Consider the following 22,328-nt stretch of genomic DNA (forward strand, 5'->3'; position numbering starts at 1 on the left):
AAGTACGGGTCCCCGCCGTCTCGCATGTCATGCCGGTGTCCCCCGCCTCTGCCCGGCAGCGGGCAGGAGGCAGCGGCCAGCGTGAACCCGCCGGTCAGGCCGTCTTGTCCGCCTCGTCGAGAGAGCGGTGCACCGTCGCGAGCAGCACGGCCCCGGCGGTGACGCTCACCGCGCCGAGCACGAACGGCACATGGGCGTTGTAGTGCTCGACGAGCTTGCCCGCCGCGAAGGGCGCGAGCCCGCCGCCGATGAAGCGGACGAAGCCGTACGTCGCGGAGGCCACGGGCCGCGGAACGGGCGCGATGCTCATCACGGCAGTGGTGACAAGGGTGTTGTTGACCCCGATGAAGGCGCCCGCAGCGATCACCGCACCGATCACGACCCAGCGCTCGTCCGGGAACGCGCCGATCACGGCCAGATCGGCGGCCATGAAGAGCAGATTGCCGTAGAGGGTGCGGGGCGTGCCGAACCGGCCGCGCAGCGCCGGGGCTCCGAACACCGCGAAGACGGCCACGAGCAGGCCCCACGCGAAGAAGACCCAGCCGAGCTGGATCGCGGAGAGGTTCATCAGGAACGGCGCGTAGCCGAGCATCGTGAAGAAGCCCCAGTTGTAGAGGAGCCCGGTGACGCTCGTGGTCGCGAGTGCGCGGTGGCGCAGCGCCGCGAGCGGTTCGATGAGGGACTCGCGGCGCTCGGTGGCCTTGGTGGAGGGGAGAAGGACGGACGTGGCGGCGAGCGCGACGGCCATGAGCGCGGCCACGCCGAAGAACGGCCCGCGCCAGCTGACGTTCCCCAGCAGACCGCCCAGCAGCGGCCCGGTGGCGATGCCGACGCCCAGCGCCGTCTCGTACAGGACGATCGCGCCCGCGAATCCGCCGCTGGCCGATCCGACGATGACCGCGAGGGACGTCGCGATGAACAGGGCGTTCCCCAGGCCCCAGCCCGCGCGGAATCCGATGATCCCGTCGATGCTGCCCGTGGCCCCGGCGAGCGCGGAGAAGACGACGATGAGGACGAGGCCGACCACGAGGGTCCGCTTGGCCCCGAGCCGGCTGGAGACCCATCCGGTGACGAGCATCGCCACGGCGGTCACCACCAGATAGCTGGTGAAGAGCAGCGTGACCTGACTGGGAGTCGCGTCCAACTGGCTTGAGAGCGCGGGCAGGATCGGGTCGACGAGCCCGATGCCCATGAACGAGATCACGCAGGCGAAAGCCACGGCCCAGACGGCCTTGGGCTGGCGGAACGGGCTCTCGGCGGGCGGGTGCGGGGCGTGGGGAGCGGGTGGCGGCGTGGCTCCGGAACTCGCGCCGTCGGGGGAGGGCGGACGGCCGTCGCCGTCGTGGGTGCGGGTCGGCCCGTCGTCTGCCTCGGTCGCTTCGGGCGCGGCTATGTCAGGCCCGTTCATGTCAGGGGCGTCCCTTCGGCTTGGTGCGGAACCGCTCCCGGCGTTGCTCGGTTGCGGCTGCTCGGCGCCACTCAGTTCGGTGTACGCCGCACGTAAGAATATCGATGGCCGATACAACTAGACAAATGACAGGTGTCACGATCGTGCCGTCGTGGGGCGGGAGTTGATCAAGACCGGTCTGCCCGCGAAGGCTGTCCAAGAAATCGATTCCGTGAAGATCGCGATCAGCGACCTGCGATTTCCGCGCCGGGACAGTGGCTTGTTGACACCTGATTTTCCGCTTCCTGGGGCCATTTTCGGATCTGCTCCTTGTGCGCGAAGCGTGAAAACCAGTGTCCGTTGACGGGACACGGTCAGACTTGTACGGTCCCGCAACGAAATCGATTGCTCGCACTTCCGCAGGTCACCCAAGGGCCGGGGGAGTGGCGAGGGGTTACTGGGTTCCGCGCCAGCAGGGATGCGTATCTACGCGCGTTCCTGTCCCCACCTGGAAGGAAAGACCCAATGACGTTTACCGCGAAGATCAGACGCAAGACGGTGATGCGCAGCGCCACGGCTCTGGCCGCGGGCGTGCTCGTCGCGGGCGGCCTGGCGGTTCAGGCCAGCGCCGGTGAGCCCAAGGCCAAGGACCACCGCGCCAACGCCGAGATCCTGGACGAGAAGTGCGCAGTGCCGCCGGACTTCGACGCGGCGATCATCAACACCGTGCACGACGTGGCGACCCAGCGTGGTGTCAACGACAAGGTGATGCTCGCCGCCTTCGAGGCCGGCTGGGTCGAGTCCCACATGAACAACCTCAACTGTGGCGACAGCGACTCGCTCGGCGTCTTCCAGCAGCGGCCGAGCGCCGGTTGGGGCACGCCCGAGCAGATCATGGACCCGGTCTACGCCACCAACGCGTTCCTCGACCAGGCCATCCCGAACGACCAGGAAGACCCGAGCATGACCGCCGGTCAGCTCGCGCAGAGCGTCCAGCGTTCGGCCTTCCCCGACCGCTACGACCAGAGCGAGGCCAAGGCCCGGGAGATGATCGACACAGCTGCCAACAGCTGACGGTCCGGGCCGATTTCGGCTCCGGCACGGGGTGTGAGGCGGTCCTGAACGGGCCGCGCAAGGAATGCGAGGGCCGCGGGAGCAGCAGAGCTCCCCTATGCGGAACGAGGCGAGCGGCCGTCCTGTCGGCGTCCTGATCCACGTCCAGATCCAGGTGCGCAGGCCGCAGCCCGCTCCACGGCAGACGGCACCGGGGCCACCGGTGCCGTCTGCCGTCCGCTGTCCGCCGTCAGCCGGAGCCAGGTTCCGGACTCCGGAGTCAGGCTCCCGATCCGCCGACCGGCGCGGGCCGGTCCCGCAGCGCGTCGAGCGCCGGGCCGGGGGCGGGCGGTGGGTTGCGCCGGGTGCCTCGGTGCCCCCTGGGTTTCGCCGGTGGCGGAAGTGGACGCCGCCCCCTTCCCGTGCGCGGTCGCGCTTCTAATCTGAAGTGGTGAGCAGCCACGCGTCCGATCGAGCCCGCGTCATTCCCCTGCGTCCGGCCGCCGGTGCACCGGCCGCCGAGGCGCCGACTCCCGAGGCGCCGCAGGGCCCCGGAGCGCCGGTGCCCTCCGCCGCTCCGTCCGCGTCCTCCGCGAAGGAGCCGCTGTGGCGGCACGTCGTGGGCGGAGTGCTGCGCGCCGAGCGCCTCGCACAGGAGCGCACGCTCAAGGACGTCGCCGACGCGGCCCGGATCTCGATGCCCTATCTCTCCGAGGTCGAGCGCGGGCGCAAGGAAGCCTCCTCGGAGGTTCTCGCCGCTGCCGCCCAGGCCCTCGGGCTGGGACTGACCGACGTACTGACGCTGGTCCAGAGCGAGTTGACCCGTCTCGCCGCGCCCACGCGTGTGCGCCACGGCCGTGCCGCCACCGTCCCGCAGGGCGGCGACGGCACGGCGAGGCCCGTGTCCTCGCTGGGCACGCGCCGCACCGGTACGCGGCCCGCGGCCCCGTACCAGGGCGAGGTGCGCCTCGCAGCGTGAGCCGCGAGGCGCCTCATGACACGGGTCAAGCCGCGGCGGCCGCCGGCTGCCGGCGGCTCAGCACCTCGTCGGCCAGCCCGTAGGCCACCGCCTCGCGCGCGGTGAAGACCTTGTCGCGGTCCATGTCGGCACGCAGCTCCGCGACGTCGTGCCCGGTGTGCCGGGAGAGGATCTCCTCCACCTCGGAGCGGATCCGGAGCATCTCCTTGGCCTGGAGGCTCAGGTCCGAGACGGTGCCCCGGCTGCCGCCGCTGGCGGGCTGCCCCAGCAGTACGCGCGAGTGGTCGAGCACGAAGCGGCGCCCCGGATCGCCGCCCGCCAGCAGCACGGCGGCGGTCGAGGCCGCCTGGCCGACGCAGAACGTCGAGATCGGGGCGCCGACGAACGTCATCGTGTCGTAGATCGCGGTGAGCGAAGTGTAGGAGCCGCCGGGGGAGTTGAGGTAGATCGCGATCTCGCGTTCGGGCGCCGAGGACTCCAGGTGGAGCAGCTGGGCGATGACGACGTTGGCCACGCCGTCGTCGATCTCCGTCCCGAGGAAGATGACGCGCTCGGAGAGCAGACGGCTGTAGATGTCGTACGCGCGCTCCCCGTGCGAAGTGCGCTCGACGACGGTCGGAATCGTGTACTGGCTCATCTCAGAGACCCACCCTCCGCTTCGAGGCCGCCGGGCGTACGTCGTCGAGGGAGCTCACGACCCGGTCGACCATCCCGTACTCCAGGGCCTGTTCGGCCGTGAACCAGCGGTCGCGGTCGCCGTCCCGCGAGATCGTCTCCTCGCTCTGGCCGGTGTGCTCGGCCGTGATCCGCTCGATGGCCTTCTTCATGTACTCGAGGTTCTCGGCCTGGATCGCGATGTCCGCAGCGGGGCCGCCGATGCCCGCGGAGGGCTGGTGCATCATGATCCGCGAGTTGGGCAGCGCGTAGCGCTTCCCCTCCGCTCCCACGGTGACGAGGAACTGCCCCATGCTCGCGGCGAAGCCCATGGCGAGCGTGGAGACGTCGTTGGGGATCAGCCGCATCGTGTCGTAGATCGCGAGACCCGCCGTGACCGAGCCGCCCGGGCTGTTGACGCACAGGCTGATGTCGGTACGGGAGTCCTCGGCGGAGAGCAGGAGCAGCTGCGCGCAGACGCGGTTCGCGGAGACGTCGTCGACCTGGCTGCCGAGGAAGACGATGCGCTGCGTGAGGAGCTGGGCGGCGAGGTGGTCGTCGAACCGCGACGGAAGGGTGTCACCCTCCTCGGCTCGCGGGGGCGACGCCTCTTCCCGGGGGATGGCGAGTGGCGACATCGGTCCTCCTGACGGTGGTGTGCCGCGGCGCAGTTCGCCGCGCTCACCCCACCCTTGGCCCGTGCCGCCGCCCGCGTCACAGATCTCGCCCTGCGGCAGATCTGCCCACGGCAGAGCGCCGGTCCGCTGTGTCCTGTCCGCGGGTGTCCTGGAGGACCTCCTCGGCGCACCACCGCGTCCCCAACTCGCGTACCGGATCCGGGGCTTCGGCCGTCGGCGCGAACAGGGCGAGGAGACCCCGGCGGCCTTCGAGCGGCTGTTCCGGTGCGGTGAAGCCGCGCTCGCCGAGCCTCGGCGCACCCCGTCCCCCGTTCTTGGGGGCGCCGGGGAAGCTGCTGCTCGCCTTCTCGGACGAAGAGCTGCGGCGGCGCGTGGTGGACGGTCCGTTGCCGACCTCGGACGGAAGCGCCGAACTCGACGCCGGGGACCTCGCGTCCGAGCTGGAGTCGATCCGGGAGGACGGTTACGCGCTGTCCTTGCAGGAACGCGTGCCCGGCGTCGTGGCCATGGCTGTTCCGGTGCGCGACCACCGCGGTGCGGTCGCCGCGGCGCTGAGCATCTCGATCCCCTCCGTACGGGCCGGACGCGACGATCTGCTCCGGCTGGTCCCCCAGGCCCGCGAGGCGGCGGGCCGGCTCTCCGAGCGGCTGGGTTACGCGGGGGAGACGGCGGGCGGCGCCGGCGACATGTGAACGGCGGGCCCCGCTCCGCGGTTCATGCGGGCGGCCGCCGTACGACTCCGGCGATGACGGAGGCCACCGTCTTGTTCACGGTGCCGGTGTCCGGCGGGTCGTCTCCCCGCCCGGCGAAGAGCAGATGCCCGGTTCCGATGAGCGAGAGTGCGAGCGTCCCGACGTCGGCGTCGGCCGCGACGCGGCCCAACTCCCGCTCGGCGGTGAGATACGAGGCGACCATGTCCGAGGCCTCCGCGAGCACCGGGATGCCGACCGGCCTGCGCTGCCGCAGCCGGGCGCGGAGGCCGTCCCGGAAGGTGATGAGGCCGACGACGGCCACCGCGACCGAGCCGAAGAGCTCCGTCAGCGCCTCGGCGACGTTCCCGGCGACGGTGCCGGTGCCCGCCGCGGAGCGCAGAGCGGCGGCCTGCGCCTCGACCCGTCCCGCGCGGTCCAGTACGAGCTCGGCGAGAAAGGCGTCGAAGTCCGCGAAGTGCCGGTGCAGTACGCCCTTCGCGCACCCGGCCTCCGCGGTGACGGCACGGCTGGTCAGTGCGTTCGGCCCCTCGCGGAGCAGGACGCGCTCGGCGGCGTCGAACAGCTGCTGACGTACGTCGCGCATGGCCACACCTGTCGGCATGCGGCTCCCCTCCGTACCTTCCTCTTCCGCTTTCCGTTCCTTCCTCGTCCCGCTTCTCCCGTCCTCGCGGGGCCCGTTCGTCCTCGTAAGGCCTTCCCGATTGACGAGTGGGCACGTGCCCACTCATAGTGGGCGCATGCCCACTCTATCGCCGTCCGGGAACGAGCCTCACCGGCACCGGGAGATGGCCGAGTCCTTCGGTACGGACGCCGCACGCTACGACCGCGCCCGGCCCCGCTACCCCGAGGCCCTGGTGCGGCGAATCGTCGCCGCCGCTCCCGGTCCCGGTCCTGGTCCCGAACTCCTCGACGTCGGCTGCGGCACGGGAATCGCCGCCCGGCAGTTCCAGGCGGCCGGCTGCCGGGTGCTGGGGGTCGAGCCCGACGAGCGGATGGCCGAGGTGGCGCGGCAGTTCGGGGTCGACGTCGACGTGGAGAGGTTCGAAGCCCGGGATCCCGGCGGCCGGAGATTCGACGCGGTCGTCGCGGGCCAGGCCTGGCACTGGATCCACCCGGTCGCGGGGGCGGCCGCCGCCGCCCGAGTGCTCCGTCCCGGCGGGCTGTTGGCGGTGTTCTGGAACGTCTTCCAGCTCCCGCCCGAGGTGGGTGAGGCCCTGTCCGCGGTCTACCGCCGGGTCATGCCCGAGGTGCCGGGCGATCTGTGGGCGAAGCCCGCGCTCGACGTGTACGCCGAGATGTTCACCAAGGCCTCCGACGGCATACGGCAGGCAGGCACGTTCTCCGGCCCTGAGCAGTGGCGATACGACTGGGAGCACTCGTACACACGCGAGGAGTGGCTCGACCAGTTGCCGACGCACGGGGCCAACAGCAGGCTCACACCGGCCGAGTTGGAGGAGCTGCTGGCGGGAGCCGGCGCCGCCGTCGACGAGTTGGGCGGCAGCATCACGGTGCGCTACACCACGGTCGCCGTTACGGCCACGCGCACCGCGGCGCCGACTGTCCTGGCCTGACCGACGGGTACCCGGTCCTCTCCTCCGTTCCGTCCGCGGGCCGACGATTCCCGGGCTGCGGTCACATCGCCCCGCCGAGGTTCGTCATAGAGATGACGGAATCGGCCCGGAGGTGATCGCCATGACGGATCTCACCAGCGTCAGAGCCAGAAGAAGGCAGTTCGGCTACTGGGCCGCCACCCTGCTCGTCTCGGCCGAACTGGTCGTGGGCGGGGCCTGGGACGTGCTGCGCGTCCCCCAAGTCAGCGGAGTCGTCGGCCACCTCGGCTATCCGCCGTACTTCCTCGTCATCCTCGGCGTCTGGAAGCTGCTCGGAGCGGCCGCGCTGCTCGCCCCGCGGTTCCCGGTGCTCAAGGAATGGGCGTACGCGGGCGTGGTCTTCGCCGACACCGGGGCCGTCGCCTCCCACCTCGTCGTGGGCTACGGCACCGGCGAGGTCGCGTTTCTGGTCGTCCTCACCGCCCTCACGGCCCTGTCGTGGTCCCTGCGGCCTCCGTCCCGCCGCATTCGCGCCGGACTCGGTGATCGGGTGTGACGACGGTCGACGGGTAAGTGCCCGTCCGGTGAAGGCGGATGTCGCCGCACGTTCACGGAACTCGCACGAGTCCGGGCTCCGGTGGATTCGTCACGTGCGCCGGATCTTCGCCGCTGCGCCGTGCCCGATGAGGAGATAGACGAGTGCGGGCAGCGCGTAGTTGAGGGCGAGCCGCGCATAGCCGTTCCCCACGGTGAAAAGCTTCTCGGACCAGCCCGCGAGCCAGTACGCCATGTCGCGTATGTAGCGGACGAACAGGTTGGCTTCGTCGGCCTCAAGCAGATAGAAGACGATCCAGAGGCCCACGAAAGCGGCTGCGATGTCGGTGACCGTGTGGACCGCGAAAGCGGTCCATTTCGACGCCGATTCATCCCGGGGCTCGACATATCGATGGCTTGCGGGCGCGGTTTCGCCTTCGCGACTCATGACGTTCCAATCTCTGCGGCGCGCGGACAGGGCCGGATGACCTCCGGGCGCATGGGTCTGGCAGGGCAGGGGCAAGGGCAGGGTGCCGCCGCGGCTCTGCCGGCCGTTCCCGTACCTGCTCGTCGTCGTGCAGGTACGGCTCCTGAGCGGAACTCGACGGGGATCCGGTCAGCCGCGACGGACTTTCGCGGCGATTCCGTGGCCGATGAAGAGGTAAACGAGCGCGGGAAGGCCGTAGTTGAGCGCGAAGCGCACGTGCTCGTTCTCCATGGTGAAGATGTCCTGCGACCATCCGGCCAGCCAGTTGGCCATGTCCTGGACGAACTGGACGAAGATATTGGCCTGGTTGGCCTTGAGGAGATAGAGCACGATCCAGAGGCCGAGTATCGCCGCCGCGATGTCGGCGATCGTGTGGATGATCAGCGCTGTCCGCTGCGACGCCGGTTCGCCGCGGGAGTCCGTAGGGGAATGACGCGTGGCGGCCGGCTCGGGGGTGTAGCTCATGACGGTCCAATCCGTGGTGCGAATTTCCTGACGGCAGGAGTAAGGACGGAGGCGGACCACGGCGAGCGTGCCCGTACGCTTCGGAGGTTTCTGGGGGGCCGCCTTCGCCGTGATCAGTTGTGGGCTGTGTCCTCTCCGCACCGCACTCTGCGGGGAACGCCTTCAAAGCGTTACGGGGACGCCTATGCCTGACCTGCGAGTTAGTTGCGGGAATTCCACGATTCGTTCACAGGAATGGTGTGACGGAGTCACCCTCTTGTGGCGCAGAACAGAGCACGGCCGGTCGTTCCGGTCGTATGCGGAGCGGAGGGGCGACCCCCGCCTTCCTGCTCCGTGCCCACGGCGCGGGCGGTTCAGGGGACCCAGGGGCCCTGGTCTGCACCCCGCCCGTGCCGTGGGCGGCCGAGTCGCAGCCCGGTGCGCCGTCCCGTCGCGTCGGGCTGCGGCCCGCCCGCCGGTGTTGAAGCCGGCACTGAAGGAGGTGAGGGCGTGCTGGTCGCGAAGCGGTACCGGACGCTGGAACTGCTGGGGCGCGGCGCCATGGGCGAGGTGTGGCGGGCCGAGGACACCGCGCTCGGACGCGAGGTCGCCGTCAAGCTCCTCCTTGAGCAGGTGGCGATGGACAACGCCGCCGAACGGTTCCGGCACGAGGCACAGACGGCTGCCCGGCTGAACCATCCCAACGTCGTCGCGGTGTACGACTTCGACGAGGAGGACGGCCGCGCCTACCTGGTGATGGAACTCGTCCCGGGGCGCAGCCTGCGGCACGAACTCGCCGCACGCGGGGCCCTCGACATCGACGAGGTGCGCCGTACCGGCGCACAGGCGGCCGCCGGTCTGGCCGCCGCCCACGCCCATGGAGTCGTCCACCGGGACGTCAAGCCCGGCAATCTGCTGCTGACCGCCGACGGCACCGTGAAGGTGGCGGACTTCGGCATCGCACGTGCGGCCATGGAGGCCGGCTCCTCGATGACCACCACCGGCGCCGTGCTGGGCACCGGCAACTACCTCGCTCCGGAGCGCGGCATGGGCCGTGACGCCGAACCCGCGAGCGACGTCTACGCGCTGGGCTGCGTGCTGTACGAGATGCTCTGCGGCCGTCCGCCGTTCACCGGTGACCCGGCGGCAGTGGTGTACCAGCACGTCGACCAGCCGCCGCAGCACCCGGCCGAACTCCGCCCCGACGTGCCCGCCGCGCTGGCGGCGTCGGTTCTGGGGATGCTGGCCAAGGACCCGGCCGCCCGGCCGACCGCGGGGGAGGCGGCCCGCTTCCTCACCGAGGACACCGAGCCCGCCCGCGCCGGTGCGGGCGCCTTCGCGACGGCGGAGGAAGCCGACGCCTCTCAGACCACCCGCCGCCTGCCCGTGGCCCGCGGGAGGAGAAGGTCCCGCCGCTCGGTGGTCCTCGCGTCCGTGGCGCTGGCGGCGGTGTTCCTTCTCGCCTGCGTCGTCGGGTTCCAGCTCAACGCCTCCCACGACGACGCGCCTCCGGCCACCAAGCCGTCCGAGTCCGGACCACGCTCTCCGTCACCGGACACCCCTTCCACCACCGCGCCGCCCGGCGGCAAGGAGCGGGCACCGGGAGGACCACGGGACGGCAAGGACCGGCGCGAGCCCTCGGAGACGAGCACCGAGCAGAGCAAGGAGGCCCGGAAGCAGGCCGAGAAGGAGGCCGAGGAGGCCCGGAGGGCGGCCGAAGAAGAGCGCAAGCAGCGGGAAGAGGAGCGCAAGAAGGCCGCCGAAGAGCAGAAGAAGCGCTGAGCCGCCGGAAGCCGGAAGCCGGAAGCCGGAAGCCGGAAGCCGGAAGCCGGAAACGGAGGCCGGAAGCCGGAACCGAGAGCCGAGGTGGCCCCCGGCCGGCTTCCCTGGCCGGGGGCCGAGTTGTCCCGCGGACACTCCCGCGGTCTCAGCTCCTGCCGGGCTCCGGTGTGGTCGTGGCCGGCGCGGAGCCGACCGCGTCACAGCGCGGGACGCTGTTGGGCGGCGCGCAGTTGGTGGGCCGGTTCTTGAAGACGCGGCTCTCGATGAGGTTGACCTTGTGCGGTGTCGGCTGCTGCTTGGCCGAGGTGCCCTTGGTCACCTTGTGCTGGGTGCTGCCGTCCGTACCGATGAAGAGGCCGAGGTCGATGCCGGGGTTCCCGATGCCGCCGCCCGTGGTGGGTCCGCCGTTGGACGTGTTGTGGCTGACGGTGCTGCGGTAGAGAGTCGTCGGCTCGTCCGATCCGGTCATGATGCCGCCGCCGTTGGTCCGGGCGATGTTGCCCCTGACGTCGGTCGAGTTGAGGCGGAGCGGCCCGGTCTCGTTGTTGATGGCCAGGGTGACGATGCCGCCCCCGTACTCGCCGGCGTCGTTGCCGTCGACCTCCACGTGGTTCAGCTTGGTGTCGCCCGCGTTGGCGAGGCCGCCTCCCCAGCTGCCGCCGGTGTTGTCGCGGAGGGAGCCGCCCCGCATCGTCGTCGTGCCGTTGGTGGCGATGCCGCCGCCGAACCCGCTCCGGTTGTTGTTGACCGTGGAGTTCTTCAGGGTGAGCGTTCCCCGCTGGTTCCAGATCCCGCCGCCGGTTCCGGCGATGTTGTTCCGGACCGTCGAGTCGGTCAGGGCGAGCCTGCCGCGGTCGTTCTTGATGCCCCCGCCGTCGCTGTCCGCGGCACTGGTCGCGCCGTAGCGAACGGTGATCCCGTTCAGGCTGAGACTGCCGCTCTGGCGAACGTGGAAGATGCGGAAGGCCGCGGTGGAGCTGCGCTCGATGGAGGTGTCGTCACCGGAGATGCGCACGTCACCGGTGATCTCCGGAAGGCCGTCGCCCTCGTTGTCGGCCGTCCTGAGGGTGTAGACGCATCGGGGCGCGAGGAGGATGCTGCCGCCGCCGGTGTTCGCGTCGTTGATGGCCGCCTTGAGGGCGGCGATGTCGTTGCACGGCACACGAGTCGGCGCCTGGGCTTGCGCTTGTCCGGCGGGCAGAAGGGTCAGGCACAGGCCGAGGCCCGTGACGGCGGTGACGGTTACGCGTCTGAACGTGTCAGTCATGCGGCTTCCCTTGCGTGTGGGGGACGGACGGACAGGAAGGACGGGACCTCGTGACGCCCAGTCACCGAGCGGCCTTCGCCTGGGCGGCACGGACCGACACTCAGAGCTGTATAGGAAGCCCGTGGTCGCCGCATGCGCGGTTGGCCCGTCCGGCCTCCCGGTCGCCCGGCCACGGGTCCACCCGGTTCATACGGACCGGACCTCGCGGGAACGAGCGGCATCCCGGGAGGAGCGGCATCCCGGGAGGTGCGGCATCCTCTCGCCGGTCGTGGAGGCCGGTTTCCGTCGTACGCTGAATCTCCCGCGCGATGGACAGGAGGCCGAGGTGTCCGAGACGACGCTGACCGAGACGACGGTGTCCGAGGTCATGGCCGAGCTGGCCGGGCTCGAGGACCCGAAGGCACGCGCGGTGAACGAGAAGCACGGCGACGACCACGGTGTGAACCTCAGCAAGCTGCGCGCGATCGCGAAGCGGCTGAAGACGCAGCAGGAACTCGCGCGCCGGCTCTGGGAGACGGACGACACCGCGGCGAGACTGCTGGCGCTTCTGATCTGCCGCCCGAAGGCGTACGAGCGTGACGAGCTGGACGCCATGCTGCGCCAGGCGCGCGCACCCAAGGTCCACGACTGGCTCGTGAACTACGTGGTGAAGAAGAGCCCGCACGCCGAAGAGCTGCGTGTGGCCTGGTCCGCCGATCCGGATCCGGTGGTCGCGAGCGCCGGCTGGGCGCTGACCACCGAACGCGTGGCCAAGAAGCCCGAGGGTCTCGACCTCGCCGGGCTGCTCGGCACGATCGAGGCGGAGATGAAGGACGCCCCGGACCGCCTCCAGTGGGCGATGAACCACTGCCTGGCCCAGATCGGGATCGAGCACCCCGAGCACCGCACGCGTGCGCTCGGCATCGGTGAGCGCCTGGAAGTGCTCAAGGACTATCCGACGTCTCCGGGCTGTACGTCTCCGTACGCGCCCGCCTGGATCACCGAGATGGTGCGCAGGAAGCACGGCGAGTAGGCACGACAGGCAGCCACGAAGGGCGAGAAGCGGGGCCCGCTCTCACGCCGTGGCCACCAGCACCAGCACCAGCACCAGCACCAGCACCCGCGCCTCGCCTCGCTGCCGGACCCCGCGATTTAGCGTGTGGCCTTCGGTGGGCCCGCTACGCGACCGGGAGGTCCTGACATGACCAGTAAGTTCACCGAGCTTGCGATCGACTGCGCCGATCCCGGCGGTCTCGCCGGGTTCTGGTGCTCGGTACTCGGCTACGAGGTGCAGGACGAGGACGACGGGCTCGTCACGATCGGCTCCCCCTCGGTGCCGGAAGGCAAGGTCCGTCTCGGCCCTGTGCCGCCGACGCTGACGTTCACGCGCGTTCCCGAGGGCAAGAGCGCCAAGAACAGGCTCCACGTCGACGTCAACCCGACCGACAGGGAGCAGGACGACGAGGTCCGCCGCCTGATCGACCTGGGGGCCCGGCGTGCCGAGGTCGGCCAGACCGGCGACGAGACCTGGGTCTGCCTCGCCGACCCGGAGGGGAACGAGTTCTGCGTCCTTGCGGGCCGCCACCCCTGATCGGCACAGGTCAGCCGCCTGACCTGACGTCAGCCGTCCGAGTGCGCGGCCCCGGTCGGGCAGCTCACCCCCGTCCCGCCGAGACCGCAGTAGCCCGCCGGGTTCCTGTCCAGGTACTGCTGGTGGCGGGCCTCGGCCGGGTAGAAGGGGAAGGCCGAGGCGGGGAGGATCTCGGTGGTGATGTCGCCGTAGCGGGCCTCGCGGAGGGCCTTCTGGTAGGCGTCGCGGGTCTCCTCGGCGCGGGCTCGCTGTGCGGGGGAGTGGCAGAAGACCAGCGACCGGCAGTGGGTCCCGATGTCGTTGCCCTGACGGAAGCCCTGCGTCGGGTCGTGCGACTCCCAGAAGAGCCGGAGCAGCGCGTCGTACGAGACCCGCGACGGGTCGAAGACGGCACGTACCGTCTCGGCGTGACCGGTCCTGCCGTCGGCGACCTCCTCGGAGATGGGGTTGGGGGTGCTGCCTCCCTGAAAGCCGACCAGGGTGGTCCACACGCCGGGCGTCCGCCAGAAGCGGCGCTCGGCTCCCCAGAAGCAGCCGAGCGCGAAGTCGGCGATCTCGCAGCCCTCCGGGTACGGCCCCGTCAGGCGCGTCCCGAGCACGGCGTGCACCTCCGGCACGGAGAACATCGGCTCGGTGCGCCCGGGCAGCGCCTCCTCGGGAGTGGGCAGCCGTGCGGTGAAGTCGTCCAGCATGGGGCCTCCGTCGTCGGCGCCTTATGCGGCGCGGTGCCGGTGGAGAGCCGGTGTGCTCCTCCGGGCTGCATACCCCCGTGGGACGGCCCGGACCCGCCCGGGCGACAACCCACGGCCGGAGCAGGCGGGGAGAGGTTCGGACGAGGTTCAGGCCAGGCTGACCGGGATGATCGCCCGCTCGTCGTCGAAGAAGAACCATGCGCCTCCGGTGGCGAAGTTGGGCACGTCGGCGACGGTCGCCTGACCCTCCGGGCTGGCCAGGACCGCCTCGAGCGCTTCGCGGGACTCCGCGTAGAGGCCGACGATCATGTAGTACGGCGCCTTCTCGCCGTCCTCGGTGGCCTCGCAGTGGCCGATCGTCCAGCCGGTGAGCCCCTGCATCTTGTTGGCCAGCGGGATGTGCGTGTTGGCGTAGTACTCGTCGAAGGCCGCGGGGTCCTCGGGATGTCCGTAGAGGACGGTCAGTCGGTACATATGGCGTGCGCCAGCTCCTTCTCTCTTGTCGTCCTGCCGTCCGGGCTCCTTGGACCGACGTGTCTGGTTCAACCGACGTGCTGGTCAGCGCCGGTCGTCCCGGGCAGGCGTTCCATCGAGTTCGCCCGGAGTGGCCGATCCACACCTACGCCGCATCGGCCGGCCCGGCAAGAGGGCAACTGTCGTTCCGCGACAAGCCGGTGGCGATCACCTACTCGTTCCTCCGCGACCAGGACGCCACGTGGCTCGACGAGCACGCGCACACAGGCCGCCACATCGACCCCGAGCTGACGCTCGCGCAGCACGGCCTCACCCTGTCGTCCTCCCATGTCTCGATCGAGACGAGCCACTGCGGTCAGTTCGAGGCCGACCGCTTCGGCATCCCGCACCGCTCGGGCGTCTTCCTGGTCCAAGCCACGGAGCACGTCGGCACGCGCGACGGCGAGCGGCCGCTGGAGTTCGCGCGGGCCGAATACCGCGGCGACACGGTGCAGATACGGCAGTGCTCCAACTCCGAACCGTGCTGGTTCAGCGTCTGAGCGTCCGCCACGAGAGGACACCGTGATCAGAGACGCCAGGGGTTGTCGGGATCTTCGGTGATCACCACTTGCTGGGGCGCGTTCCGGGAGAAGGTCCAGATCCGGCCTGCCGTGCTGACGGCGGTCACGCTGGTCTCGTCCACCGTCACCCCGCAGAACGGGTTCGACCACCTGGAGATCGCGACCCATTCCAGGTCGTCTTCGTCGTCGTCCCGGGTCAAGGCGACATAGCCGATGCTTCCGTGCGCGGCTGACTCTCCCGCTACGGCGCGGCTTCCGGCATGAGCGTGCGAAGCGAGCACAGCGTCGACGTCCACCCAGTTGACAGCACTCCACTCGGTCGCTCGCAGGAGCTCGATCCACTGCCAGTGTTCGGCTTGTGGCTCCTCGACCTGACCCGGCGAGCGGAGACGCAAGAGGTCCATCACGCGGAGAGACCCGTCGCCGAACATGACGAAGTCCCCGTCGGGCGCCTCACGAGCACGCCACCGGCGGCGTACCTCGCGGGCTGCGGCTGTCGCGTCCGGAGCGTCCATGTGCGGCATGCTGCCATGGTCCGCCAGGACGACTTCAGGCCCCGAGCCGGTCCGCCAGGCCGGCCAGGCCGTCCGCGTGCAGGTCGAAGTGGTCCGACGAGAGGGGCGGGTCGGTGACGGGGCGCTCGACGTAGGCGGTGCGCAGGCCGGCACGTTGCGCCGCGCGCAGGTCCCAGGAGTGGGTGGCGACCATCAGCAGTCGCTCCGGCGGCCGTCCGGAGGCGGTGACGGCCAGCTGGTACACCGCCGGGTCCGGCTTGTAGGTCCGCGCGTCCTCGGCGGACAGCGCTTGGTGCCAGCGCAGTCCGGCGTGGGCGTTGAGTTCCAGCAGTGCGGTCCGGCTCGCGTTGGAGAGCCCGATCAGCGGGAACCGCTCGGCGACTCGGGCCAGGCCTGTCGCGGTGTCGGGCCACGGCGGGAGCCGCCGCCCCGCCAGGGCCAGTTCGGCCAATGTGGCGGGGTCGCTCACTCCCGCGGCGTCGGCGACGACCCGGGCGGCTTCCAGGTCGAGTTCGTTGCTGGGGAGGTAGGGCCGGCCGCCGTCGAGAACGCGGCGCTGTTCGCGTTCGATGTGCTGCTGCCACAGCGACAACAGCCGCTCGGTCCCGGACTCGTCGAGCGACGCGTCGAGTTCGCGAATGCCCGCGCGGAGACCGGCGGGTTCGTCGACGAGTGTGCCGAGCACGTCGAACACGACGGCATCGATCGCTAGCGGTGACACGGGCGAGGCCTCCTTGACGAAGCCGGGAGGGCGGGTTCGTACGGGCCCCGCGGCGGCGCATCGGTCTGCTCAGAAGAGGTACTCGCCGGGCATGCCGGCGGCCTGCCGGATCCAGCCCGCAAGGAGCCTCTCCTCGGGTTCGTCGCCCTCGTGGATGTCGAGGTAGCGCACGTGCTCGTGCTTGGAGTCGCCCGGGGGCAGCGGATCCAGCGACGAGCCGTTGTGCCAGGTCACCCTCACGTACCTCGTGAAGCAGTGGAAACTGAGGAACCACCCGTTGCCCTCGGTGCCGTAGAAGGGCGAGTTCCAGCGAACGGCTTTGCGCACGCCGGGCACGGTACGCACGATGACGTCATCCAGGCGCCGGCCGGCATCGCCTTTCCAGCCCGGCATCGCGTCGAGGTAGGCCTGCACGGGCCCCTCCCCGTCGCCCTTCGGGATCTGGGGGTTGCCGCCCGACAGCAGTCGAGGCTTCTGCGATGGCTGATCTGCCATGCGCTGATGCTAATGGCGGTGGCCGAATCCGCCGTGGCCCGCGTTGTTGCGATCGAGGCACGGCCGGCGCCGCCCCGTCTCCGCCTTGAGGCGGGGGCTTTCCAGCCCGGCCCGTCCAGGGGACGACCGCCTCCTTCTCAAGACCGTCCACCAGGACCGAGGGAGAAACAGCCATCGAATCCCGCCTCCCCTGCTGTCCCGCCTGACCACTTTGGGCTGGGGCGGCGCATACTGAACTCACGATGACGAAGCCACCCGCGCCTCGGCGCCATCTGCCCACAAGCCCCTTCAAAGCTCCGGTCGAGCCGTTGGTCAAGGACTTCGCGCTGGGAGACCGCGTCTCACATGACCGGTACGGCCTCGGCACGATCATCGGCGTCGAGGAGGGGCTCGCCATGCTTGTCAACTTCGGCTCTCTCCAGGCCCGGATCGTCAGCCCGTACACGGGAATGGACAAGCTCTGACGTCGTGTCCCGGACGTCCACACGCCGTACCCGGTCAGATCTTGTCCAGGCGGGATTGTCGCCGGTCTGGTCCGGGGGGTTGACCCGAGACCTCATGGTGCTAATAGTGCTAGCACCATGAGGTGGGTAATCGATCATTCGTCGCGGGAGCTGCTTCAGCACCAGATCGCCGGTTGCGTCCGTCAGGACGTGGCTTCGGGGGAGCTGGCGGTCGGCGAGCAGCTTCCTCCGGCGGCCGAGCTGGCGGAGGCCCTGTCGGTCGACCGCAACACCGTGCTTGCCGCCTACCGGCAGCTGCGGGACGAGGGCCTGCTGGAGTTCCGCCGGGGCCGCGGGGCGCGGGTCGCGTCCGCTGCCACGGAGCCCGCCCCGGTCACCGAGGCGGCTCAGGCGCTGGTGGCCGTTGCCCGCCGGCACGGGCTCGGACGCAGCGAATTGATCCGCCTCATCGAGAAGTTGACGTGACCTACCGAGAGGACGGTGCCCGGTGATGGCATCCGCACTGACCGGCCGGGGCCGGTACTCGATCTACACGGGACGGGTCACGAACTGGCCCCTGGTGGTTCTCAGCGTCGTGCCGATGGCGCCGCTCCTGGTCATGGGGGGTTCGTCGAACGAGAGTTGGCGCGGCTTCGCGGTACCGCTGCTGGTGGCGGCCGCCGTGGGGCTCGTGAACGCGCTGACCGGGTCCAGCGTCCGGACGACGGCGGGTCCCAACGGGATTTCGGTCAGGTTCGGGCCGCTCGGGTGGCCGCGCTGCACCTACGGCCTCGAAAGGGTCGAGCGCGCAGAGGTGATCGATCTCCCCCCGTGGTACGTGGCCTTCGGGTTCTGGTGGACCCCTCGCCGTACGTATTGCACGGTCCGCTCCGGGCCGGCCTTGCGGCTGACCTTGCGCACCGGCCGAACCGTGACCGTCACCGTGCCGGACGCCCGCGCGGCTCTCGCCGCGATCCACGAGGCCAAGTCTGCTTGAGGAGAGAGCGCCCAACGGCGCCATCTCCGGCGCACCGCACAGCGCGGAATGATCTCGTCAGGGACCGTGGCTCACTCTTCGGAAGGCGCGACCTCGGTCCTCGCGTCACGGGAGTGCGTTGACAGCAGCGTGGACGGGGCGTTGGTGTGCGAGGAAGTCGGTGCTGTCCGCCCATTGATCCACACTTCCGGACAGGGGCAGGGTCCGCAGCTCAGGTTCAGCGACAGTGTCGAAGAGGGCGTCGGCGAAGCGCTCAGCGTGCAGGACCTGGAACGGCCGGCTGTGGTACGGCCGACGCGTCGGGTCCACGGGTTCCGCGATCCCGGTCTCGTTCTGCAGCCTGGCCACGATCTCGTACGCGTCGCACAGGTGGCGTTCCCTTGCGGGATACTCCGTCGCTGTCAGCGCGCCCCGAAGCGACGGCGTCAGTTCCCCCGCGGCCGGCAGGCGCCCGAACGCGCTCCCAAGCCACTTGCTGTACGGCGTATATCGCCGCTGGAGGAGAAGGCACAACCGCATCAGGTCGCGCACCAGCCGCCCCGCGACGACCGAAGACCCGATGTCGTCCCCAACCTCCGCGCAGCGCCCGACGAACGCCTCTTCCTGGGAAATCCGCTGCCACTGGCAGGCCAGCAGATACCGCCACACCTGATCGGGATACCAGGCCAGCCGCCGCCGTGCTGCGCTCAATGCGCCCGGTCCCTCGTGGAACACCGCGCCGCCGGTGACTTCGGCGAGCTTCTGCTGCGGCATCGCCAGCCACGTGCGGATGGTGGGTTCGGCAGTCTCGCCGTCGATGCCGAGCTGAGTGTTCAGCCACCCGCCGACGTCCGCCACTGAGACGCGGTGGTTGACCGGGCCGTCGGTGGTCGCCATGTGACCGACAGGGTCGCTCGGGTCGTCGTGGCTGAAGTGTGTCGGCCACCCCCGCACTTGCTTGGGCAACCGGTCTGACAGGAGCCGGCGCAGGTCAGACCCGTGGGCGATGTCCTCCGGCACCAGGAACAGATCCAGTCGCGGACCCCACTCGTGGTCCGCCGACCGCGCCGTGTCGAAGCCGAGCACTTCGGATCCAGCGCCGACGCGTGCGGCCGCGTACCGGAGTCCCGGGTACTCGCTGTCGAGGATCGGTCGCACCGCGTCCTCGTAGAAGACCCGTGACAACTCAAGACCCGGGATGAACTCAGCGGCAGTCATGGTGCGATCAGCCTGCCGAGTTCAGCTCCCGAGGGCCACCGGGTATCAGTCCTGGGGCCTTGGCGCGACCCCCACCGGGCAGCTCACGCCCGTCCCCCCGATCCCGCAGTACCCCGCCGGGTTCTTGTCCAGGTACTGCTGGTGATAGCCCTCCGCCGGGTAGAAGGGGCGGGGTTCGGCGGGGAGGATCTCCGTGGTGATCGTGGCGTGGCCCGCCGAGGTGAGGACCTTCTGGTACGCGTCGCGCGAGGCCTCCGCCGCGGCCTGCCGGCCGGGGCCGTGCGTGAAGATCGCCGAGCGGTACTGGGTGCCCGTGTCGTTGCCCTGGCGGAAGCCCTGCGTGGGGTTGTGGGACTCCCAGAAGAGCTTGAGGAGGGAGTCGTAGGAGATCCGCGCGGGGTCGTAGACCACGCGCACCGTCTCCGTGTGCCCCGTCATGCCGGAGCAGACCTCTTCGTACGTCGGGTTGGGAGTGACGCCGCCCTGGTAGCCGACGAGGGTCGTCCAGACGCCTTCGGCGCGCCAGAAGATCCGCTCGGCTCCCCAGAAGCAGCCCATGGCGAAGTCCGCCACTTCAAGGCCCTCCGGGTAGGGGCCGAGCAGTGGGCTGCCGAGGACGGTGTGCCGCTCGGGAACGCTGAATTGGCGCTCGGGGCGGCCCGGAAGGGCCTCGTCCGCGGTCGGGAGGCGATTCTTGTGGCTGCCGAACAGCATGGCTGAACTCCCGTCGTACGTATGCGTGTCGTGCCGGTCAGGCGCCCGGCCCGGGACTCTTCCCGTCCCGGTGCCCCGCTGACGGGGAGGCGGCGGGGGAGGCGGAGCCCGAGGCGCCGCCGCCGTCGCGAGGGCCGCCCGGCGGGGCCTCCTCGAAGTCGACCTTCTGCATGTGCCGGTTCATCGACTTCATGAGCATCCACACCACGACGCCCATCACGGCGAAGACGATGAAGCCGAGAACGCCGGGCGTCACCTTGTTCTCATCCAGGTCCTTCGCCAGCGGAAGGACCTGGGCGACGGCCGTCTGGGCCGGACTCGTCAGGGTCATGTCTTCAATTGTCGCGGATGCCGGCGAAGAGGTCGTCCTCGGGTACGGAGGTATCCACAAGGGACTTCGCGAGCTCGTACTCCTCCGTCGGCCAGACCTCCCGCTGGAACTCCAGCGGGACGCGGAACCAGCCGCCGTCGGGATCGATCTGCGTGGCGTGGGCGATGAGCGCCTTGTCGCGGATCTCGAAGAAGTCGCCGCACGGCACGTACGTGGTGATCGTGCGCTCGCGGCCCATCGACTTCCACCGCTCCAGCCACTCTCCGTAGGGGGAGTCCAGCCCGCGGTCCAGCAGCCCCTTGTGCAGGGCCTCGGTGCGCGGGCGGTTGAAGCCCTGGTTGTAGTAGATCTTCCGCGGCTGCCACACCGGCCCGGCCTCCGGATACCTCTCCGGGTCGCCCGCCGCATCGAAGGCCGCCATCGAGATCTTGTGGGTCATGATGTGGTCGGGGTGCGGGTAGCCGCCGTTCTCGTCGTACGTCGTCATCACGTGCGGCTTGAACTCCCGGATCAGGCGCACGAGGGCGCCCGCGGCGACGTCCACGTCCTGGAGGGCGAAGCAGCCCTCCGGCAGCGGCGGCAGCGGATCCCCCTCGGGCAGCCCTGAGTCGACGAAGCCGAGCCAGGCCTGCTTGACGCCGAGGATCTCCCGGGCCTCGTCCATCTCCTTCTTGCGGACCTCGTGGATGTGCTCCTCGATGTACGGGTCGCCCTGGAGTTTGGGGTTGAGGATCGAGCCCCGCTCGCCCCCTGTGCAGGTCGCGACCAGCACGTCCACCCCCTCGGATACGTACTTGGCCATCGTGGCCGCACCCTTGCTCGACTCGTCGTCGGGATGCGCGTGGACGGCCATCAGTCGCAGCTGCTCAGTCAAGACTCGGTCCTCGTAACTCGTCATGGCGGGGCGACACCTATAGTGACCGAATCGGCATCCCGATGTATTCCCTATTCCTCCGCCCCCTCGATGCGATGAAAGTGGACCCGGCCATGGCTGACGCGCGATCCGTGGACGACGTGCGGCACGCTCCCGCTGCCGGCGGCCCGCCCGAGGGGCGTTACGGGGCGCGCTCGGGCCTCGGCGGCGACGCGCGCAGCGACCGGAGACTGAAGATCGTCGGGGCTGTGCTCGGTGTGCTGGGGCTCGCGGGGGTCGCCTGGTTCGGAGTCGACTACATCGGCGGGCAGCCCGTGAGCGGGCAGGTGATCAAGTTCAAGGTCGTCTCCAGTCGTACGGTGGAAGTGCACCTCGAGGTCCGCAAGGACGCGGACGCCCAGGGCGTCTGCACACTGCGTGCACGGGCGGCCGACGGAGGCGAGGTCGCGCGGAAGGACGTGCCCGTCGCGCGCGGCGCCGAGCGGGTCGACACCGTGGCCTCCCTGCGGACCACGAGGCGCGCGACGAGCGCGGAACTGCTGGGCTGCGAACCGCGGGAAACCGAAGGTCACTGAGACCGTACGCAGCGTTCGGCCTTCTTCCCTTTTCCACCTGAATTGTTAGGCTCGTAGTTTCCGCCCCACCCTGAAGGCGCAGCCCCTGGGCAGGGCGATGTTTTTATTCCCAGTACCGACGAGGAGCACCTGTGACCCAGACCAGCGACAACGTCACCTGGCTCACCCAGGAGGCGTACGACCAGCTCAAGGCCGAGCTGGAGTACCTGTCGGGTCCTGCACGTACCGAGATCTCGAAGAAGATCGAGGCAGCTCGCGAAGAGGGTGACCTCCGCGAGAACGGCGGGTACCACGCGGCCAAGGAGGAGCAGGGCAAGCAGGAGCTGCGTGTGCGGCAGCTCGAACAGCTGCTGGAGAACGCCAAGGTCGGCGAGGCTCCCGCGGACACCGGAGTGGTGGCGCCGGGCATGGTCGTCACGATCGCCTTCGACGGCGACGAGGACGACACGGTGACCTTCCTGCTCGCGTCGAGGGAGTACGCGAGCTCGGAGATCGAGACGTACTCGCCGCAGTCCCCGCTGGGCAGCGGCGTGAACGGCAAGAAGGTCGGTACGGACGCCGAGTACGAACTGCCCAACGGCAAGCTGGCGTCGGTGAAGATCCTGGAGGCGAAGCCGTACCAGGGCTGACGCGCGGGACGCCGCGAGGGCCGGCCTTCCACCGGCCGTCCGTACGCGTCCCG

General features: G+C 70.1%; 30 protein-coding genes. 14 read left to right on the top strand and 16 right to left on the bottom strand.

Going from position 1 to position 22,328, the window contains the following annotated elements:
• Window positions 1–94: 94 nt before the first annotated feature.
• Window positions 95–1,408 (bottom strand): MFS transporter, encoded by a 1,314-nt coding sequence (locus tag QQM67_RS02270; RefSeq protein ID WP_314171802.1) that lies wholly within the window; start codon window positions 1,406–1,408, stop codon window positions 95–97.
• A 504-nt stretch (window positions 1,409–1,912) separates the two neighbouring features.
• On the opposite strand from QQM67_RS02270, the gene QQM67_RS02275 reads away from it, so the two are divergent.
• Both QQM67_RS02275 and QQM67_RS02280 read left to right on the top strand, forming a co-directional pair.
• Complete coding sequence (locus tag QQM67_RS02275) at window positions 1,913–2,461, top strand: hypothetical protein (protein ID WP_314171803.1); 549 nt, start codon at window positions 1,913–1,915, stop codon at window positions 2,459–2,461.
• Between the two features lie 430 nt (window positions 2,462–2,891).
• The gene (locus tag QQM67_RS02280) at window positions 2,892–3,419 is read left to right on the top strand and encodes a helix-turn-helix domain-containing protein (RefSeq protein ID WP_314171804.1); all 528 of its coding nucleotides are present in this window, start codon (window positions 2,892–2,894) and stop codon (window positions 3,417–3,419) included.
• Window positions 3,420–3,444: 25 nt separating this feature from the next.
• On the opposite strand, the gene QQM67_RS02285 is transcribed toward QQM67_RS02280, so the two are convergent.
• Window positions 3,445–4,056, bottom strand: coding sequence for a ClpP family protease (locus QQM67_RS02285; RefSeq protein ID WP_314171805.1), 612 nt, complete (start codon window positions 4,054–4,056; stop codon window positions 3,445–3,447).
• Between the two features lies 1 nt (window position 4,057).
• A complete protein-coding gene (locus QQM67_RS02290) occupies window positions 4,058–4,711 on the bottom strand; it encodes an ATP-dependent Clp protease proteolytic subunit (RefSeq protein WP_314171806.1) in 654 nt (217 codons plus the stop codon).
• A 269-nt stretch (window positions 4,712–4,980) separates the two neighbouring features.
• Between QQM67_RS02290 and QQM67_RS02295 the strand changes: the two genes are divergently transcribed.
• Window positions 4,981–5,403: an IclR family transcriptional regulator gene (locus QQM67_RS02295; protein WP_314171807.1), complete on the top strand. Its 423-nt coding sequence runs from the start codon at window positions 4,981–4,983 to the stop codon at window positions 5,401–5,403.
• Window positions 5,404–5,425: 22 nt separating this feature from the next.
• Here the strand turns inward: QQM67_RS02295 and QQM67_RS02300 are convergent, their stop codons facing one another.
• Entirely contained in the window at window positions 5,426–6,025 is a 600-nt protein-coding gene (locus QQM67_RS02300; protein WP_314171808.1) for a TetR/AcrR family transcriptional regulator, read from the bottom strand.
• 136 nt (window positions 6,026–6,161) lie between these two features.
• Here QQM67_RS02300 and QQM67_RS02305 point away from each other — a divergent pair, with 136 nt between their 5' ends.
• Both QQM67_RS02305 and QQM67_RS02310 read left to right on the top strand, forming a co-directional pair.
• Window positions 6,162–6,995, top strand: a complete 834-nt coding sequence (locus QQM67_RS02305; protein ID WP_314171809.1) for a class I SAM-dependent methyltransferase — start codon at window positions 6,162–6,164, stop codon at window positions 6,993–6,995.
• Between the two features lie 121 nt (window positions 6,996–7,116).
• A complete protein-coding gene (locus QQM67_RS02310; RefSeq protein WP_314171810.1) occupies window positions 7,117–7,530 on the top strand; it encodes a DoxX family protein in 414 nt (137 codons plus the stop codon).
• 90 nt (window positions 7,531–7,620) lie between these two features.
• Here QQM67_RS02310 and QQM67_RS02315 read toward each other — a convergent pair whose 3' ends face one another.
• Window positions 7,621–7,836, bottom strand: coding sequence for a hypothetical protein (locus tag QQM67_RS02315; RefSeq protein ID WP_314171811.1), 216 nt, complete (start codon window positions 7,834–7,836; stop codon window positions 7,621–7,623).
• A 288-nt stretch (window positions 7,837–8,124) separates the two neighbouring features.
• Window positions 8,125–8,460, bottom strand: a complete 336-nt coding sequence (locus QQM67_RS02320; RefSeq protein ID WP_314171812.1) for a hypothetical protein — start codon at window positions 8,458–8,460, stop codon at window positions 8,125–8,127.
• 489 nt (window positions 8,461–8,949) lie between these two features.
• Here QQM67_RS02320 and QQM67_RS02325 point away from each other — a divergent pair, with 489 nt between their 5' ends.
• Window positions 8,950–10,221, top strand: coding sequence for a serine/threonine-protein kinase (locus QQM67_RS02325; protein ID WP_314171813.1), 1,272 nt, complete (start codon window positions 8,950–8,952; stop codon window positions 10,219–10,221).
• Between the two features lie 145 nt (window positions 10,222–10,366).
• Here the strand turns inward: QQM67_RS02325 and QQM67_RS02330 are convergent, their stop codons facing one another.
• A complete protein-coding gene (locus QQM67_RS02330; protein ID WP_314171814.1) occupies window positions 10,367–11,488 on the bottom strand; it encodes a hypothetical protein in 1,122 nt (373 codons plus the stop codon).
• Window positions 11,489–11,855: 367 nt separating this feature from the next.
• Between QQM67_RS02330 and QQM67_RS02335 the strand changes: the two genes are divergently transcribed.
• Both QQM67_RS02335 and QQM67_RS02340 read left to right on the top strand, forming a co-directional pair.
• Complete coding sequence (locus tag QQM67_RS02335) at window positions 11,856–12,500, top strand: DNA alkylation repair protein (protein WP_314172220.1); 645 nt, start codon at window positions 11,856–11,858, stop codon at window positions 12,498–12,500.
• 168 nt (window positions 12,501–12,668) lie between these two features.
• Window positions 12,669–13,058 carry a VOC family protein gene (locus tag QQM67_RS02340; RefSeq protein ID WP_314171815.1) on the top strand — a complete coding sequence of 130 codons (390 nt, stop codon included), beginning with the start codon at window positions 12,669–12,671 and terminating at the stop codon, window positions 13,056–13,058.
• A 29-nt stretch (window positions 13,059–13,087) separates the two neighbouring features.
• Here QQM67_RS02340 and msrA (QQM67_RS02345) read toward each other — a convergent pair whose 3' ends face one another.
• Together msrA (QQM67_RS02345) and QQM67_RS02350 are read right to left on the bottom strand one after the other, a co-directional pair.
• Window positions 13,088–13,750 (bottom strand): peptide-methionine (S)-S-oxide reductase MsrA, encoded by a 663-nt coding sequence (gene msrA, locus QQM67_RS02345; protein WP_314171816.1) that lies wholly within the window; start codon window positions 13,748–13,750, stop codon window positions 13,088–13,090.
• A 147-nt stretch (window positions 13,751–13,897) separates the two neighbouring features.
• Entirely contained in the window at window positions 13,898–14,224 is a 327-nt protein-coding gene (locus QQM67_RS02350; RefSeq protein WP_314171817.1) for an EthD family reductase, read from the bottom strand.
• 59 nt (window positions 14,225–14,283) lie between these two features.
• Here QQM67_RS02350 and QQM67_RS02355 point away from each other — a divergent pair, with 59 nt between their 5' ends.
• Window positions 14,284–14,763 (top strand): hypothetical protein, encoded by a 480-nt coding sequence (locus QQM67_RS02355; protein WP_314171818.1) that lies wholly within the window; start codon window positions 14,284–14,286, stop codon window positions 14,761–14,763.
• 26 nt (window positions 14,764–14,789) lie between these two features.
• Here the strand turns inward: QQM67_RS02355 and QQM67_RS02360 are convergent, their stop codons facing one another.
• The 3 genes from QQM67_RS02360 to QQM67_RS02370 form a co-directional block, all read right to left on the bottom strand.
• Window positions 14,790–15,299: a hypothetical protein gene (locus tag QQM67_RS02360; protein ID WP_314171819.1), complete on the bottom strand. Its 510-nt coding sequence runs from the start codon at window positions 15,297–15,299 to the stop codon at window positions 14,790–14,792.
• A 34-nt stretch (window positions 15,300–15,333) separates the two neighbouring features.
• A complete protein-coding gene (locus QQM67_RS02365; RefSeq protein ID WP_314171820.1) occupies window positions 15,334–16,020 on the bottom strand; it encodes a haloacid dehalogenase type II in 687 nt (228 codons plus the stop codon).
• A gap of 69 nt (window positions 16,021–16,089) precedes the next feature.
• The gene (locus QQM67_RS02370) at window positions 16,090–16,515 is read right to left on the bottom strand and encodes a DUF1801 domain-containing protein (protein WP_314171821.1); all 426 of its coding nucleotides are present in this window, start codon (window positions 16,513–16,515) and stop codon (window positions 16,090–16,092) included.
• Between the two features lie 242 nt (window positions 16,516–16,757).
• Here QQM67_RS02370 and QQM67_RS02375 point away from each other — a divergent pair, with 242 nt between their 5' ends.
• From QQM67_RS02375 to QQM67_RS02385, 3 genes are all read left to right on the top strand, one after another.
• The gene (locus QQM67_RS02375; protein WP_314171822.1) at window positions 16,758–16,979 is read left to right on the top strand and encodes a hypothetical protein; all 222 of its coding nucleotides are present in this window, start codon (window positions 16,758–16,760) and stop codon (window positions 16,977–16,979) included.
• Window positions 16,980–17,096: 117 nt separating this feature from the next.
• On the top strand, window positions 17,097–17,444 hold the full coding sequence (locus QQM67_RS02380; RefSeq protein ID WP_314171823.1) for a GntR family transcriptional regulator: 348 nt from the start codon (window positions 17,097–17,099) through the stop codon (window positions 17,442–17,444).
• A gap of 25 nt (window positions 17,445–17,469) precedes the next feature.
• Window positions 17,470–17,955, top strand: a complete 486-nt coding sequence (locus QQM67_RS02385) for a hypothetical protein (protein ID WP_314171824.1) — start codon at window positions 17,470–17,472, stop codon at window positions 17,953–17,955.
• Between the two features lie 105 nt (window positions 17,956–18,060).
• Here QQM67_RS02385 and QQM67_RS02390 read toward each other — a convergent pair whose 3' ends face one another.
• Genes QQM67_RS02390 through mca form a run of 4 tightly spaced genes read right to left on the bottom strand, consistent with a single transcriptional unit; the run spans window position 18,061 to window position 21,071 of the window.
• Window positions 18,061–19,152 (bottom strand): DUF4037 domain-containing protein, encoded by a 1,092-nt coding sequence (locus QQM67_RS02390; protein WP_314171825.1) that lies wholly within the window; start codon window positions 19,150–19,152, stop codon window positions 18,061–18,063.
• Between the two features lie 45 nt (window positions 19,153–19,197).
• Window positions 19,198–19,866 carry a peptide-methionine (S)-S-oxide reductase MsrA gene (gene msrA / locus QQM67_RS02395; RefSeq protein ID WP_314171826.1) on the bottom strand — a complete coding sequence of 223 codons (669 nt, stop codon included), beginning with the start codon at window positions 19,864–19,866 and terminating at the stop codon, window positions 19,198–19,200.
• Window positions 19,867–19,903: 37 nt separating this feature from the next.
• Entirely contained in the window at window positions 19,904–20,197 is a 294-nt protein-coding gene (locus QQM67_RS02400) for a hypothetical protein (RefSeq protein ID WP_314171827.1), read from the bottom strand.
• Between the two features lie 4 nt (window positions 20,198–20,201).
• The gene (gene mca, locus QQM67_RS02405; RefSeq protein WP_314171828.1) at window positions 20,202–21,071 is read right to left on the bottom strand and encodes a mycothiol conjugate amidase Mca; all 870 of its coding nucleotides are present in this window, start codon (window positions 21,069–21,071) and stop codon (window positions 20,202–20,204) included.
• A gap of 113 nt (window positions 21,072–21,184) precedes the next feature.
• Between mca and QQM67_RS02410 the strand changes: the two genes are divergently transcribed.
• A complete protein-coding gene (locus QQM67_RS02410; protein ID WP_314171829.1) occupies window positions 21,185–21,646 on the top strand; it encodes a DUF4307 domain-containing protein in 462 nt (153 codons plus the stop codon).
• A 131-nt stretch (window positions 21,647–21,777) separates the two neighbouring features.
• Window positions 21,778–22,275, top strand: a complete 498-nt coding sequence (gene greA / locus QQM67_RS02415; RefSeq protein WP_314171830.1) for a transcription elongation factor GreA — start codon at window positions 21,778–21,780, stop codon at window positions 22,273–22,275.
• The last annotated feature ends 53 nt before the right edge of the window (window positions 22,276–22,328 follow it).

Source organism: Streptomyces winkii (assembly GCF_032248595.1).
Taxonomy (GTDB): Bacteria; Actinomycetota; Actinomycetes; order Streptomycetales; family Streptomycetaceae; genus Streptomyces; species Streptomyces winkii.